At 53.4% G+C, this 13,641-nt stretch carries 15 protein-coding genes; 10 read left to right on the forward strand and 5 right to left on the reverse strand.

All coding sequences use genetic code 11. The features are described 5' to 3' along the window. Positions 1-105: 105 nt before the first annotated feature. The 3 genes from greA to rsmA all read right to left on the reverse strand — a co-directional run bounded on the left by greA (position 106) and on the right by rsmA (position 2,546). Complete coding sequence (gene greA, locus H9I52_RS11400; protein WP_139517533.1) at positions 106-579, reverse strand: transcription elongation factor GreA; 474 nt, start codon at positions 577-579, stop codon at positions 106-108. A 100-nt stretch (positions 580-679) separates the two neighbouring features. After that, on the reverse strand, positions 680-1,705 hold the full coding sequence (locus tag H9I52_RS11405) for an NAD(P)-dependent oxidoreductase (protein WP_187453936.1): 1,026 nt from the start codon (positions 1,703-1,705) through the stop codon (positions 680-682). Between the two features lie 7 nt (positions 1,706-1,712). Beyond that, a complete protein-coding gene (rsmA, locus tag H9I52_RS11410; protein ID WP_187453937.1) occupies positions 1,713-2,546 on the reverse strand; it encodes a 16S rRNA (adenine(1518)-N(6)/adenine(1519)-N(6))-dimethyltransferase RsmA in 834 nt (277 codons plus the stop codon). Between the two features lie 216 nt (positions 2,547-2,762). Here rsmA and H9I52_RS11415 point away from each other — a divergent pair, with 216 nt between their 5' ends. The 10 genes from H9I52_RS11415 (at position 2,763) to accC (ending at position 11,596) form a co-directional block, all read left to right on the forward strand. Continuing rightward, positions 2,763-4,214, forward strand: a complete 1,452-nt coding sequence (locus tag H9I52_RS11415; protein WP_187453938.1) for a leucyl aminopeptidase family protein — start codon at positions 2,763-2,765, stop codon at positions 4,212-4,214. Positions 4,215-4,333: 119 nt separating this feature from the next. After that, a complete protein-coding gene (gene pdxA / locus H9I52_RS11420) occupies positions 4,334-5,365 on the forward strand; it encodes a 4-hydroxythreonine-4-phosphate dehydrogenase PdxA (RefSeq protein WP_187453939.1) in 1,032 nt (343 codons plus the stop codon). A 158-nt stretch (positions 5,366-5,523) separates the two neighbouring features. Continuing rightward, positions 5,524-5,898, forward strand: a complete 375-nt coding sequence (locus tag H9I52_RS11425; RefSeq protein ID WP_187453940.1) for a helix-turn-helix domain-containing protein — start codon at positions 5,524-5,526, stop codon at positions 5,896-5,898. A 54-nt stretch (positions 5,899-5,952) separates the two neighbouring features. Further along, a complete protein-coding gene (locus H9I52_RS11430; RefSeq protein ID WP_222940456.1) occupies positions 5,953-6,507 on the forward strand; it encodes a YceD family protein in 555 nt (184 codons plus the stop codon). Between the two features lie 47 nt (positions 6,508-6,554). After that, complete coding sequence (rpmF, locus tag H9I52_RS11435) at positions 6,555-6,776, forward strand: 50S ribosomal protein L32 (RefSeq protein ID WP_187453941.1); 222 nt, start codon at positions 6,555-6,557, stop codon at positions 6,774-6,776. Positions 6,777-6,848: 72 nt separating this feature from the next. Then, positions 6,849-7,790 (forward strand): phosphate acyltransferase PlsX, encoded by a 942-nt coding sequence (plsX, locus tag H9I52_RS11440; protein WP_187453942.1) that lies wholly within the window; start codon positions 6,849-6,851, stop codon positions 7,788-7,790. Positions 7,791-7,845: 55 nt separating this feature from the next. After that, a complete protein-coding gene (locus H9I52_RS11445; protein WP_187453943.1) occupies positions 7,846-8,859 on the forward strand; it encodes a beta-ketoacyl-ACP synthase III in 1,014 nt (337 codons plus the stop codon). A 171-nt stretch (positions 8,860-9,030) separates the two neighbouring features. Beyond that, complete coding sequence (gene efp, locus H9I52_RS11450; protein WP_139517543.1) at positions 9,031-9,594, forward strand: elongation factor P; 564 nt, start codon at positions 9,031-9,033, stop codon at positions 9,592-9,594. Positions 9,595-9,625: 31 nt separating this feature from the next. Next, complete coding sequence (gene accB / locus H9I52_RS11455; RefSeq protein ID WP_187453944.1) at positions 9,626-10,117, forward strand: acetyl-CoA carboxylase biotin carboxyl carrier protein; 492 nt, start codon at positions 9,626-9,628, stop codon at positions 10,115-10,117. Positions 10,118-10,252: 135 nt separating this feature from the next. Continuing rightward, the gene (gene accC, locus H9I52_RS11460; RefSeq protein ID WP_139517545.1) at positions 10,253-11,596 is read left to right on the forward strand and encodes an acetyl-CoA carboxylase biotin carboxylase subunit; all 1,344 of its coding nucleotides are present in this window, start codon (positions 10,253-10,255) and stop codon (positions 11,594-11,596) included. A 56-nt stretch (positions 11,597-11,652) separates the two neighbouring features. Here the strand turns inward: accC and H9I52_RS11465 are convergent, their stop codons facing one another. Together H9I52_RS11465 and H9I52_RS11470 are read right to left on the reverse strand one after the other, a co-directional pair. Further along, positions 11,653-12,231, reverse strand: coding sequence for a DUF3109 family protein (locus H9I52_RS11465; RefSeq protein ID WP_187453945.1), 579 nt, complete (start codon positions 12,229-12,231; stop codon positions 11,653-11,655). Between the two features lie 74 nt (positions 12,232-12,305). Further along, the gene (locus H9I52_RS11470) at positions 12,306-13,376 is read right to left on the reverse strand and encodes a glycosyltransferase family 4 protein (protein WP_187453946.1); all 1,071 of its coding nucleotides are present in this window, start codon (positions 13,374-13,376) and stop codon (positions 12,306-12,308) included. Between the last annotated feature and the right edge of the window lie 265 nt (positions 13,377-13,641).

Genomic DNA, 13,641 nt, shown 5'->3' on the forward strand with positions numbered 1-13,641 from the left:
GGTAAGCTTTTGGGTGTGCGGAAGTGTACGAAAACCGTGGAAAAGCAAAGAGGCGAAACTGATTAAAGTCTCACCTCCCGCTTCTCATTTCTCATTTTTTGCCGTTTAGCGGCTGATTTCCAGAATCTCAAATTGCAGCTTGCCGGCGGGCACCGTGATTTCGGCCACGTCGCCTACCGATAAGCCCAGCAGCCCTTTGCCAATAGGCGATTTCACCGAAATCTTGCCTGCCGCCAAATTGGCTTCTTCCTCGGCCACGAGCGTGTAGTCGAGAATCATGTTGTTCTTGAGGTTTTTGAGCTTCACTTTGCTCAGAATCAAGGCTTTGCTGGCGTCCATGTTCGAATCGTCGATGACGCGGGCGTTGCCGATGATTTCTTCGAGTTTCGCGATTTTCAGCTCTAGGTGGCCCTGCGCATCTTTGGCAGCGTCGTACTCGGCGTTCTCGCTCAAGTCGCCTTTATCGCGCGCTTCGGCAAGCTGACGGGCTACCTCGGCCCGACCGCGGACTTTGAGCGAATTGAGTTCCTCCTTTAGCTTTTGCAGGCCTTCGGGAGTATAGTAATTGACAGTTGACATGGCGGTGGGATGGTAAGCTAAAAAACAAGAAGAACGGTCGGCCAAGCCAACCGTTCTCCGAACAGGTTGAGACAAATATACAAACCTCCCCAAACTTCCGCTACTTCTGCATGGAGCCGGTGCACAGAAATTCTGCGATTTTCCAGACCAACACTTCGTTAATGCGGCGGTACGATTGGTGGGTCCAGCCGCCGATGTGTGGAGAGAGAATTACGTTGGGCGCGAAGGTCAGAAAATCGAAGCGCGCTTGCTGCTCGGCGGTTAAGGTAGTGAGCTTTTCGTTCTCGAGCACGTCGAGGCCCGCACCCCGAATCTGGCCGCTTTGCAGACCGCTCACCAACGCGGCGTGGTCGAGCACTTCGCCGCGGGCTGTATTCAGCAACCAGATAGGGTTGCGAAACCCTCGGAGCAACTCATCATTCACAAACCGATGATTATCAACCGAATATGGAATATGAATACTAAACACCTCGGCGCGTTGCTGCAATTCGGCCAGTGATACCAGCGCCGCGTGGTGATCGGCAGTGCACGCTGGGTCGTGGTCGTAGGCCAACACAGTGCAATCGAACGCGGCCAGTCGACGTGCAAAGGCGCGCCCCATGTGCCCATAGCCCAACAAACCGATGGTCTTGCCCCCGATTTCTTCGCCCCGGTTGGCTTCGCGCCGCCACACGCTTTGGCGCACTTCGCTGTCGGCTTGCACTATATTCCGAAACAGGCTCAGTAGCAGACCGATAGCAAATTCTCCTACGGCATCTTGGTTGCCTTCGGGCGCATTCAGCAGCATAACGCCCGCCGCCGCCAACGCCGCTTCATCGATGTTATCGACGCCGGCACCGGCGCGGGCCACGTAGCGCAGCTTGGGGCCGTGGGCGAGCAGCTCGGCGGTCACGCGTATTTTGCTGCGCACCATCAGGCCGTCGTAGGGCTGCGCGGCGAGGGCAGCGGAAACCTCAGCCGCTTTCAGATCGGGGCGGTAGTGCATCTGCACGTCGATCTGTTGCAACATTTCTTGCAGCGACGGGTGCATCTCATCGACTACGAGGCAAAGGGAACGCGTTACGCCACCGGAATTTTGGGTAGAAGGGAAAACAGAATCCGCGGAATTAGAATCAAGATTCGTCATTGGCTATCTAAAACATGGGCTCGTGGCCGCCCCGCAAGCCTTGCGAAGCCGGATTGGGGGCTCGGTGCTGCTCTACAAACTGCGTCAGGCCCACAAACTCAGGCACGCCAAGCTGCTCGGCCCGTTTGTCGAAAATCGGGTCGGTGGTGGCTTCGGCGGGCATCCCAAATGGCTTCAGGGCGTTGCGCAACGTTTTGCGGCGGGTCTGGAAAGCCTGCTTTACCACCTGAAAAAACAGCTTCTCGTCGCAGTCTAGCTTCACGGTATCATTCCGCGTCAGACGAATTACGGCCGACTGCACCTTGGGCGGCGGAATAAAGACGTGCGGGGGTACCGTAAACAGATACTCGATACGATAAAATGCTTGCAGCAAGACACTTAGAATGCCGTAAGTTTTGGAACCTGGCGGCTCGGCCAGTCGGTCGGCTACTTCTTTCTGTATCATGCCCACCACTTCGCGCACCTGATGGCGGTGGTTGAGCACTTGAAAGAAAATCTGGCTAGAGATATTATAAGGAAAGTTGCCGATGATGCTCAACGGCTGGGCCGGAAACAGCTTGCTTAGGTCCTGCTTCAGAAAGTCGGCCGAAAAAATGCGGTTGTTGAGTGCCGGAAAGTGCTGTTGCAGGTACGCCACCGATTCGCGGTCGATCTCGATGACGGTGGCGCGGTATTCCGGGTGCTTCAGCAGATCGCCGGTCAGCACGCCCATGCCCGGCCCGATTTCCAGCACTTCCGACACGCCTTCAGGCAGTTGCAGCGATTCGACAATGCGGCGGGCAATGTTCGGATCGGCCAGGAAATGCTGACCTAAGTGTTTTTTCGGGCTAACGTGGTCCATAAGGGCAATGTAAGGGCGGGCGAAGATGTAAAAGCAACCGAAGCAAGCAAATATCGTTTCCAGCGGAGATCAGCGCGGTTGCGTGCTTTTGTCCTCACTTCCACTACACGGCTAAAACGCATACCTTGCGCGGCCGTAAAGATACGGTCTGTCCGCCCCGATTTGCATTGGGTTGCGCAGTTGGCCGCTTCTTCCGCCCCTTCAAGCCCTGCTACCATGCCGCTTCACCTTGCTCATGCCGCTGACCTGCCTACGGGCGTCACGACCGTTTTTATTCTGCCCGCCGGCACGCACAACCTGCCGGATGCGGCGGCTACTGACCTTCCCAAGGAGGCTCGGCAGTACGTTTCCGATCAATTAGCTGCCGATGCTAAGCTGGTTACTGTCAACCACTTCTCGCACCACCACTACTTTGTCGCCGCGGCCGCCAAGCCTTCCGCCGATCTGGTGGCGGAAGCCCTACGCCGGCACGGGCATCAATTGCATAATGCCCTTAAAACAGCCAAAACGCAAGAGGTTTATATTCAAGATCTTACCGAAGAAGGCTCCGGAGCTTTGGCCTTGGCGGAAGGACTTTACCTTTCGGCTTACAAATTTGCCGGCTATAAGACCGATGCAAAATCGAAAGCCGATCCGGTCCTGAACCGCATCGTCGTGACCGGATCGCAGGTTACGGCCGAAGCGGTGCAGGAATTGGAAGGGGTGCTGCAAGGTGTATTCTTGGCCCGTGACCTGGTCAATGCCCCCTTTAACAAGCTGAATGCCACGCAGTTTGCCGATCAGATGGCCGCAGCAGGTGAAGAAGCAGGCTTTCATACCGAAATTCTGGATTTGGTGCGGATTGAGGCGTTGCGGATGGGCGGCCTGCTGGCCGTAAACCTGGGCAGCCCCGAGCCGCCCACGTTCACCATCATGGAATACAAGCCCGAAAATGCGCGCAACGAGAAGCCCTACGTCCTCGTCGGCAAAGGCGTAGTGTTCGATACGGGCGGCCTGAGCCTGAAGCCCACGCCCAACTCCATGGACATGATGAAGTGCGACATGGCCGGCGGGGCTGCCGTAACGGGCGTACTATATGCCTTGGCCAAAAACAAAATCCCGTTGCACGTAATCGGCTTAGTACCAGCCACCGACAACCGCCCTGGCGGCATGGCTTTCGTGCCCGGCGATGTGCTCACCATGTACAGCGGCCTCACGGTGGAAGTGCTGAACACCGACGCCGAAGGCCGCCTGATCCTGGCCGATGCGTTGGCCTTTGCCAAGAAATACCACCCCGAGCTGGTGGTCGATATTGCTACGCTTACCGGTGCGGCGGCTCGCGCAGTGGGCAAAGAAGGCTTGGTTGCAATGGGCACGGCCGGCGACGAGCGGCTACTTCAGCTCAAACAAGCCGGCAACCGCACCCACGAACGCATCGTGGAATTTCCGCTCTGGGAAGAATACGCCGACCACATCAAATCCGACATTGCCGACATCAACAATTTGGGCAAAGCTGAAGCCGGCCACATTTCCGCGGGCAAGTTTCTGGAGCGCTTCACCGAAGGTTACCCTTGGATTCATCTCGACATCGCCGCCCCGGCTTACCTGACGGCCCCCGACAGCTACCGCGGCAAAGGTGGCACCGGCACCAGCGTGCGCCTGCTCTACGATTTTCTAAAGAGCCTATAACTCCCGCCTCACTCCTCAGCTTAAGTGCTGCGCCCCTATTAAGGCCTACTTAGCTGAGAAAATTTGTTAGGATAATTCCTTATCCGACAAGTAACTCCCTCACCTCTGACCACTTACCTATGACGCACCCGCCCCGCATCGGCATATCCGTCGGCGACCTGGCTGGCATCGGGCCGGAAATCATCTATAAAACGCTCTTAGACAGCCGTTTATTAAAATACTGTACGCCCGTCGTTTACGGTACCGCTACAGTTCTCTTCGACGATTTCCCCGTTGACAAGCAAGCTGGCCCCCTCACGTTCCGTCAGGTACGCGCGGCCGCCGATATCGCCATTGGCAAGCACAATGCCGTTACATGTTGGGACGAAGACTTTGCCCTGACTCCCGGCAAGCCCACGGAGGCTTCGGGCCGGGCTGCCCGGCAATCGCTGTTGGCCGCCTGCCGCGATTTGAAAGCAGGCCTGATCGACGGCATCGTGACGGCTCCTATTAGCAAAGAGAACACACAGGCCGACGATTTTCGCTACCCCGGCCACACCGAATTTCTTACCGATTTCTTTGGGGCACCTGAAAGCCTTATGCTGCTGGCCAGCGAGGATTTGCGCGTAGCAACCGTAACCGGGCACATGGCCTTGAAAGACGTACCCGGCAAGCTTACTGCCAACTTGCTGACAGCCAAGCTGCGCATTTTGCTTGATTCGCTGCATCACGATTTTGGTATTGACAAGCCGCGCGTGGCAGTCTTAGGCCTGAACCCGCACGCCGGCGAGAACGGGCTGCTTGGGTCGGAGGAAGTGGAAATTGTTACGCCCGTCATCCAGCAGTTCCTCAACAACGGCGAACTAGCATATGGCCCCTTCCCTGCCGATGGCTACTTCGGCACCGGCCAGTTCCGGAAGTTCGATGCCACCTTGGCGCTTTACCACGATCAGGGACTGATTCCTTTCAAAACCATTGCATTTGAGCGTGGGGTCAATTTTACGGCTGGGCTGCCTATCATCCGCACCTCGCCCGACCATGGTACGGCTTATGGCATTGCCGGCAGCTTTGCCGCCGATGCCACTTCCTTCCGGGAGGCGCTGTACATGGCCTGCGATTTAGTACGCAAAAGAGCAACAGAAACAATTACCAAGTCGCAAGCAATGCATTGATGATAAATGTGTTGCAAAAATACTATAAGATTAAGCTGCTCTCATTCTGAGAAATGCAAAGGAGTGGAGTTTCCGAAAACGAAACTTTATTTTCCCATTAGAAATCTTTGCCCCAACTTTGTGCGCCTAAACCACTTAAGCAGCGTATCCGTTTTCTGATGCTGATTACCTCTCCCTTACTTTACAAAGAAGCACTGCGGCGCCTCGATGAGCTCACCAGCGACAGAACAAGCCTGCAGGGAGACCCAGATCAATCTATTGATATTCAGCATCTTACAGCAGAAATCGAGGCTTATGAAGCCCGCCTACAGCTGCTACCCCTTCCGATGTTGCCCACTACCTTAGCCGATATGATCGAGCTGAAGCGCCAGCAGTTGCAGCTGAAGCAGAAAGAGTTGGCACAACTGCTGGAAGTACCGGCAGGTCGCCTGTCGCAAATCCTAAGTGGCAAGCGTCGAGTTACCCTCGATTTGGCCAAAAAGCTTTACGAACGGTTGGGCATTAGCCCCGAATTCATTCTCAAAACTGCTTAGGATTTGGGCTTATAAAGGCTTTGTTTTTTACAAAACGCAGAAATCTTCCTACTTTTGCCCCCTGCTATTAACCCAACCGTGAAAAAGGACGCACAATTCGATTTGGCAATTGCCAAACTAGCCTTCAAAACGCATCATTTTGCGTTTGAGCTGGGGCGTGCTTTTTTTGAGCAGTTCGACCAAAGCTTAATCCAGGAGGGTGATCTTCATGCGGATCTTGATCTGACAAAAACCGACCGCCTGTTGACGCTTGATTTTCACATCAAGGGTACCGTGCGCCTTACCTGCGATCGTAGCTTGGAAGAATTCGACCAACCGATTGACGTGCAGCACCAACTGCTTGTGCGCTACGGCGATCAGGACTTGGAGCTGGACGAAGATGTGTTGCAAATCACGCCTGATACCCAGACGCTTCCTGTTGCTCAGCATTTGTTCGACTACATCGGGCTTGCAATTCCGATGAAGAAGTTACACCCACGTTTCCAGAACGAACCGGACGAAAATCCAGAGGCGGATAGCAAGCTTATTTTTTCTACCCGCAGCGATGCGGATGAAAACGACGATGAGTCTTCCGACCCACGTTGGGATGCGTTGCGCAACCTCAACTAGGTTCTCAATTCAATAAATTCAACACTCATAATACGTAATTTCCAATCATGGCACATCCTAAGCGCCGCACCTCCAAAACCCGCCGCGACAAGCGTCGCACCCACGACAAGCTCACTCCAAAAGCAATCACTATTTGCCAAAATACAGGTGAGCTTCACCTGCGTCACAAGGCTTATGTAGTAGATGGCGATCTATATCTGCACGGCAAAGTAGCGATTAAAGATTACGCTCCGGTAGCCGCTGCCGCGCCTTCTACCGACGAGGAATAACCTATTTCTGCCTCGTCTAGCCGGCAATAGCCGGCCTGCCTTCCCGACCTTATACCTCTTGAACTTTCGTACATGAAGATAGCCCTGGACGCAATGGGGGGCGATTTTGCTCCTCAGGCTGCTGTCGATGGCGCTGTGCTGGCAGCTGAAAAGCTGGACGGCAAAGCTCAGATTGTGCTTATCGGCCAGGAAGAAGCCGTGCGGCCCTTGCTTGAACAACACGGACCGGCGGCTGCTAGCCTTATTCTCATCCCCGCATCGCAGGTGATCGAGATGGGCGAGCACCCAGCCAAAGCCTATCAGCAGAAGCAGGATTCCAGTATTGCTGTAGGCTATCGCATGCTGCACGCTGGGGAGTTGGACGCCTTCTGCTCGGCAGGCAGCACGGGAGCCATGTTGGTCGGTGCGATGTTTAGCGTAAAAGCTGTGCCGGGTGTACTGCGTCCGGCCATTGCTAATTTTGTTCCGAAGATCCATGGCGGATACGGCATTCTTTTGGACGTAGGTGCCAATGCCGAATGCAAACCCGAAATGCTGGAGCAATTTGGCGAGCTCGGCTCTTTGTATGCTCAATACGTTTTGGGCATTAACGAGCCGAAAGTAGGCCTCATGAACTTAGGGGAAGAGGAAGGCAAGGGTACAGTCCTTACCCAAGCTGCCCATCAGTTATTAAAGGTGAACCCGCACATCAATTTTGTGGGTAACATCGAGGGTCGCGACCTGTTCAATTCCAAAGCTGATGTTATTGTCTGCGACGGATATACGGGCAACGTCGTGCTGAAATTAGCCGAGTCGATCTATGATATTCTGGTCGAAAAGCAGATGCACGATCCGTTCTTCGATAAATTTAACTACGAAGCCATTGGAGGCAGCCCAATCTTGGGCATCAACGACAATGCCATTATTGGTCATGGTGTAAGTACTCCATTCGCTATCTGCAACATGCTGCTGCAAGGCTATCAAATGGCCGAATCAGGCATCTCCGACCAAATAAAAAGCACATTCAAGTCCTAGCGACTAAGTCCGGCTCAGGCCGGACTTTTTTTGCCGCGTTTTTCCGTCCGTTGAAATGAAAGTTACCGCCGCAATCACTGGAGTGGGCGCTTATGTGCCTGACTACGTGCTTACTAACAAAGAACTCGAAACGATGGTGGACACCACCGACGAGTGGATTTTGAGTAGAACCGGCATTCAGGAAAGGCGAATTTTAAAAGGAGAAAACCAAGGCACCTCCGTTATGGGCGTGCGGGCGGTGCAGCAATTGCTGGAGAAAACCAGTACCCGTGCCGACGAAATTGACCTGATTATTTGCGCAACCACTACGCCAGATCTAGTATTTCCGGCCACCGCCAATATTATTTCTGCTGCTGTAGGTGCTACCAAAGCATTTAGTTTTGATATGCAAGCCGCTTGTTCGGGCTTTATGTTTGCCCTCGCGACGGGCGCTCAGTTTATCCAAACCGGCGCATACAAAAAAGTCGTAATCGTGGGTGCCGATAAAATGTCGAGCATCATAGATTACACCGATCGCTCCACTTGCATCATTTTCGGCGATGGGGCCGGCGCTGTGCTGCTTGAACCTAACACAGAAGGATTTGGCTTGCTCGACCAGCAGCTTTGCTCGGATGGCAACGGGGAGGCTTTTCTGCACCAGAAAGCAGGAGGCAGCCGCCGCCCCCCGTCAGTTGAGACTGTGGCGAATCGGGAACACTACGTTTACCAGGAAGGCGCTACAGTCTTCAAGTTTGCGGTAAAGAACATGGCCGATGTTGCAGCACAGGTCATGGAACGCAACCACTTGACTAACAATGATGTAGCCTGGCTCGTGCCGCACCAGGCAAACCGCCGCATTATAGACGCTACTGCGAACCGAATGGGTGTAGGCCCGGAAAAGGTGATGCTCAATATTCACCGTTACGGCAACACGACCAACGGCACTATTCCCCTCTGCCTTGCCGACTACGAATCGCAACTGCGCAAGGGGGACAACGTAATAATCGCAGCTTTTGGTGGCGGTTTTACGTGGGGTTCGCTCTACCTGAAGTGGGCTTACGATCCCAAACCCGTTTCCGAACTGGTTTAAGTAGCCTGCTAAACGCGGAAATCTCCTATACTTGCACTCCCGACGTGCCGCTTGGTAATTCTGAGTTATGAATTCTGAAGTTTGAATTGCCAGCTTTGTTGAAGCGGCTCTTCGTACTGTTCAGGTCACAACTCAGAATTCATAATTTATAATCCAGAATTCCCACAAAAAATGGCCACCACCGCAGATTTTCGCAACGGTCTGGTACTTGAGTACAACAACGACCTGTACGTTATCACTGAATTTCAGCACGTAAAGCCGGGCAAAGGTCCCGCTTTCGTTCGCACGAAGCTTCGTAATATCAAAACCGGCAAGGTGCTCGACAACACCTTCAATGCAGGCGTGAAAGTTACCACTGCTCGTGTGGAGCAACGTCCGCATCAATACCTGTTCCGCGACGATTATGGCTTCACGTTCATGGATAACGCAACGTTTGAGCAAGTGGTGCTTCCCGAAGCGATGGTTCCGTTCGCTGACCTGATGAAGGAAGGCCAGGAAGCGACAATATTGTTTCACGCCGAAACGGAACAGCCCCTGACGGCCGAATTACCCACGACGGTAGAATTGATTGTGACGTACACTGAGCCCGGTTTGCGCGGCGATACGGCCACGAACACCCTTAAGCCGGCAACGGTAGAAACCGGCGCCCGTATTCAGGTTCCGCTATTCATTGAGCAAGACCAGAAAATTCGCGTCGATACGCGCGATTACTCCTATGTCGAAAGAGTCAAATAAGCAGTTGCCGCCAAAGCCTTCCGCCGCCGCCATGAAAGCCAAAGAACTTCAGGAACTACTCGATTTCATTGCCAAATCGGGCTTGAACAAAGTCAACATTGAAACCGAAGAGTTCAAGATCTCGGTGCAACGTGAGCCCAGTTACAAGCCCATAATTGGTTCCGTGCCGGCTGCTCCGGCTCCGGCCCCAGTAGCAGCGGCCCCAGCACCTGCTCCGGCTGCTGCTCCAACCCAGGCGACACCCGCTCCGACTCCTGCCCCTGAAGCTGCAGCCAGCAGCAACTACCAGCCCTTGAAAGCACCGATGATCGGCACTTTCTACCGCAGCAACAGCCCCGATAACCCTCCTTTCGTGAGCGTTGGCGACATGGTAGAGAAAGGTCAGGTTATCTGCATCATCGAAGCCATGAAGCTGTTCAATGAAATTGAAGCCGAATCGTCGGGACGCGTAGTGAAGGTATTGGTAGAGAACTCTACGCCCGTGGAGTACGACCAGCCGTTGTTTCTCATCGAACCGATGTAATATCCAGGGTCTTAGGGTCTTGGAATCTTGGGGATTCAGAATGCTTAAAAAAAGCAAGTCTGGCGCCGGGGTTCCAAGACCTTTCTTCTTTCCTCCAACCACCTGAGACCCTTCTTTCCAAGATCCCACCACATCATGTTTAAGAAAATACTGATTGCCAATCGGGGTGAGATTGCTTTGCGCATCATCCGTACCTGCAAGGAAATGGGCATCAAGACGGTAGCCGTTTATTCGACTGCCGATAAGGAGAGCTTGCACGTGCGCTTCGCCGACGAAGCCGTGTGCATTGGCCCGCCACCCAGCGCACAGTCCTACCTGAACATCCCGACCCTGATCGCGGCCGCTGAAATTACCAATGCCGATGCCATTCACCCCGGCTATGGCTTTCTGTCAGAAAACGCTGAATTCTCGCGTATCTGCCAAGAAAACGGCATTAAGTTTATCGGTGCCTCGCCAGAAATGATCAACTCCATGGGCGACAAGGCCTCGGCTAAAGCGACCATGAAAAAGGCCGGCGTCCCGACCATTCCGGGCTCTGAAGGTTTGATCGACTCCTTTCAGGATGCGTTAAAAATTGCGCACAAGATCAAGTATCCTATCATTTTGAAAGCAACAGCCGGCGGCGGCGGACGTGGTATGCGTGTTGCCCGCACCGACGAAGAGTTGGAAAAAGGATGGAACGACGCACGTGCTGAAGCCAAAGCCGCTTTCGGCAACGATGGCATCTACCTAGAGAAGTTTGTTGAAGAGCCGCGCCACATCGAGATCCAGATTGTGGGCGACCAATACGGCCGTGCCGCGCACCTTTCCGAGCGCGATTGCAGCATTCAACGTCGGCACCAGAAGCTGGTAGAAGAAGCGCCTTCGCCTTTCGTCACGGAAGAACTGCGGGAGAAGATGGGCAAAGCTGCTGTAGCAGGTGCCAAGTCCATCGGTTACGAAGGCGTAGGCACTATTGAATTTCTGGTGGATAAAAACCGGGATTTCTACTTCATGGAGATGAACACACGCATCCAGGTAGAACACCCTGTTACTGAGGAGATTATCAATTACGATCTCATCAAAGAGCAAATCAAAGTCGCGGCTGGTGTGCCGATTTCGGGTAATAATTATGGCCCGAAGATGCACGCCATGGAGTGCCGTATCAACGCCGAAGACCCCAGCAACGGCTTCCGCCCCTCCCCCGGCAAGATTACGGTTTTGCACATCCCAGGGGGCCACGGCGTGCGCGTCGATACGCATGTGTACGCGGGCTATACCATCCCGCCAAATTACGACTCGATGATTGCCAAGCTCATTACCGTGGCGCAAACCCGGGAAGAGTGCATCGTGAAAATGAAGCGTGCCCTGAGCGAATTTGTTGTAGAAGGCGTAAAAACAACCATTCCCTTCCACTTGGCATTGATGGACAACCAGAACTTCCGGGAAGGCAATTTCACCACTGCTTTCCTAGATACCTTCGACTTTTCAGAACTGTAAAATCTGGTTTCTCATAGAAGGCAACTAAAAAAGGCTGGCGATATCGCCAGCCTTTTTTAGTTGCCTTCCGGAATCGTAGTTTCTATTTCCTGAACTAGCTCGCCGTACCATTCTTCGCCGTATTTGCGAATGAGGGGCTCTTTTAGAAACTGATAAATCCGCACGCCTAGGGTGGCTCCGAAAGAGCAGGCAGGATTACAGATGTTCCAGCGGTCGTAATTTAGGGCATCGAAGCCGTCGTACTTACTAACCCGAATTGGATACAAATGGCAGCTGATCGGCTTCTTGAAGGAGGTAGCCCCTGCTAAATACGCTTGTTCGATGCCGCACTTCAGGATGCCGCGCTCGTCGTAGAGCGCATACGCACACTCACGATCATTGATGGTGGTAGTGCTGTAGTCGTCCTCCCAATCCTTGATGTAAAGACCTTGTTGCTCAATGGCTTGACGGCCGGCATCGGTGAGAAAGGGCTTGATATTTTCGTACTCTCTTTCTAGAATCTGAAGCTCCGCTTCTTCCAGCGGGGCGCCCAAATCGCCTTCTACGCAGCAGGCGCCTTTGCAAGCTTCGAGATTGCAGACAAAGAAGTTATCGCGAATGTCGTCGGAGATGACGGTATTTTGAATGATAATCATGGGGTTGCAACAAAGCGGACCGCAAAGATATTCAATAGTTTTAGCACTTTCACAATTACTTGACTATCAAATATTTACATAATGCTATAAATTATCGCTTCTGTAAGCTCGCATTGGCGGTGGTGCGAATACTTCCGTTGAGCCTCGCGCTGAGCCAATTGCGAAATTTGGTGAGCTTGTTCGGGGTCATGTATGTAGCGGGCAACGCACTGCGCGCACGCCTGCAAATCGCGCGGCAGATACAGAAATCCGGTTATTTCATCTTGTATAATTTCGGTAGTACCACCAGAACGCGTCGCTACTACTGGCCGCGCAGAAGCCATGGCTTCGATGGTAACCATGCCGTAGGTTTCGTTGGCCGAGGCTAGCACAAATACATCGATAGCCTGAAAAAACACTTCGGCGTGTTCGCTAAATGGCCGAAAATGAACTACTTGCGCAAGATCCAACTCCTGTACCTGCTGCTGTAAGGCGTTCCAGTAAGCATCGCCTTCGTTTTTAGTTGGCTCGCCCATAATCACCAGCTCTACCGGAAGTTTATTTTCCGTGCGTAAGTGGTGCAGCACGCTCACTACAAAATCCTGGCCCTTACCAGCATCAATACGGCCCAGAATGCCCAACAGTGGCGTTTGAGCGGGTAATTGCAGTTGCTGCCGCGCCGCTACGGTTGTCACGCCGGGGCTAACAAAACGATCTAGATTAATGCCAATCGGCACTACATGAACACGGTCGGGATTGAAGCGCGTTTTGGTTTCTACTTCGGCAGCCAACATATCCAGGGGTGAAAGCCACGCATCCAGCGCCATGAAGCGTAGCGAATGCACTACATCCCGCTTGGGCGGCCCCAGCTGCATATGTTGCTGATAGATAAGCTTTAAGCTTTTACCCAGGCGCAGCTTGGTTAAGCTTACCAAATCCATTTCCCGGTTTTGGGTGAGGATAAGCACCGGAATTTGAAGCTGTTTTAGGTTGCGGGAGAGCCAGCGGGCACCTGCAACATCGAAGTATTTGCGGTGGCGCACGGTACTCACACACGCAATGCCTTCGTGTTGCGCACCTTGGTGCAAGGGCGAATCGGTGAGGACAAAAAGCGTAAGGTTCCAGCCCCGCTCCCGTAGCCAACCCGCAAACTTTAACGTGTTCATTTCCAGCCCACCAAAGCTGCGCGAAAGACATAAAATACCGAGATTAGGCTTCGTTGCACCAGAAAAGGCGGAAACGTGTTCTGTACTTGAAATCATGAGTTGCTCTCCGGCTGAAGTCCGCATAGCCTGCCATTAGGTGTCGCAACGGTCGACGTGTAGACTGTTGCACCTGCCTTGGCTGGCTTCTGCGGGAAATGATTCGGCGAAGATACAATCGCTCGTTTCGCCGGTCGAAAGCCCTACCTTTGTTGTTCGATTATTTGCG

This window comes from Hymenobacter sp. BT491 (assembly GCF_014349165.1).
GTDB lineage: Bacteria > Bacteroidota > Bacteroidia > Cytophagales > Hymenobacteraceae > Hymenobacter > Hymenobacter jejuensis.

Bases quoted from the DNA above. Each gene is read 5' to 3' on its own strand.
- greA (WP_139517533.1), bottom strand. From the start codon at position 579: ATGTCAACTGTCAATTACTATACTCCCGAAGGCCTGCAAAAGCTAAAG.
- H9I52_RS11405 (WP_187453936.1), bottom strand. From the start codon at position 1,705: ATGACGAATCTTGATTCTAATTCCGCGGATTCTGTTTTCCCTTCTACC.
- rsmA (WP_187453937.1), bottom strand. From the start codon at position 2,546: ATGGACCACGTTAGCCCGAAAAAACACTTAGGTCAGCATTTCCTGGCC.
- H9I52_RS11415 (WP_187453938.1), top strand. From the start codon at position 2,763: ATGCCGCTTCACCTTGCTCATGCCGCTGACCTGCCTACGGGCGTCACG.
- pdxA (WP_187453939.1), top strand. From the start codon at position 4,334: ATGACGCACCCGCCCCGCATCGGCATATCCGTCGGCGACCTGGCTGGC.
- H9I52_RS11425 (WP_187453940.1), top strand. From the start codon at position 5,524: ATGCTGATTACCTCTCCCTTACTTTACAAAGAAGCACTGCGGCGCCTC.
- rpmF (WP_187453941.1), top strand. From the start codon at position 6,555: ATGGCACATCCTAAGCGCCGCACCTCCAAAACCCGCCGCGACAAGCGT.
- plsX (WP_187453942.1), top strand. From the start codon at position 6,849: ATGAAGATAGCCCTGGACGCAATGGGGGGCGATTTTGCTCCTCAGGCT.
- H9I52_RS11445 (WP_187453943.1), top strand. From the start codon at position 7,846: ATGAAAGTTACCGCCGCAATCACTGGAGTGGGCGCTTATGTGCCTGAC.
- efp (WP_139517543.1), top strand. From the start codon at position 9,031: ATGGCCACCACCGCAGATTTTCGCAACGGTCTGGTACTTGAGTACAAC.
- accB (WP_187453944.1), top strand. From the start codon at position 9,626: ATGAAAGCCAAAGAACTTCAGGAACTACTCGATTTCATTGCCAAATCG.
- accC (WP_139517545.1), top strand. From the start codon at position 10,253: ATGTTTAAGAAAATACTGATTGCCAATCGGGGTGAGATTGCTTTGCGC.
- H9I52_RS11465 (WP_187453945.1), bottom strand. From the start codon at position 12,231: ATGATTATCATTCAAAATACCGTCATCTCCGACGACATTCGCGATAAC.
- H9I52_RS11470 (WP_187453946.1), bottom strand. From the start codon at position 13,376: ATGAACACGTTAAAGTTTGCGGGTTGGCTACGGGAGCGGGGCTGGAAC.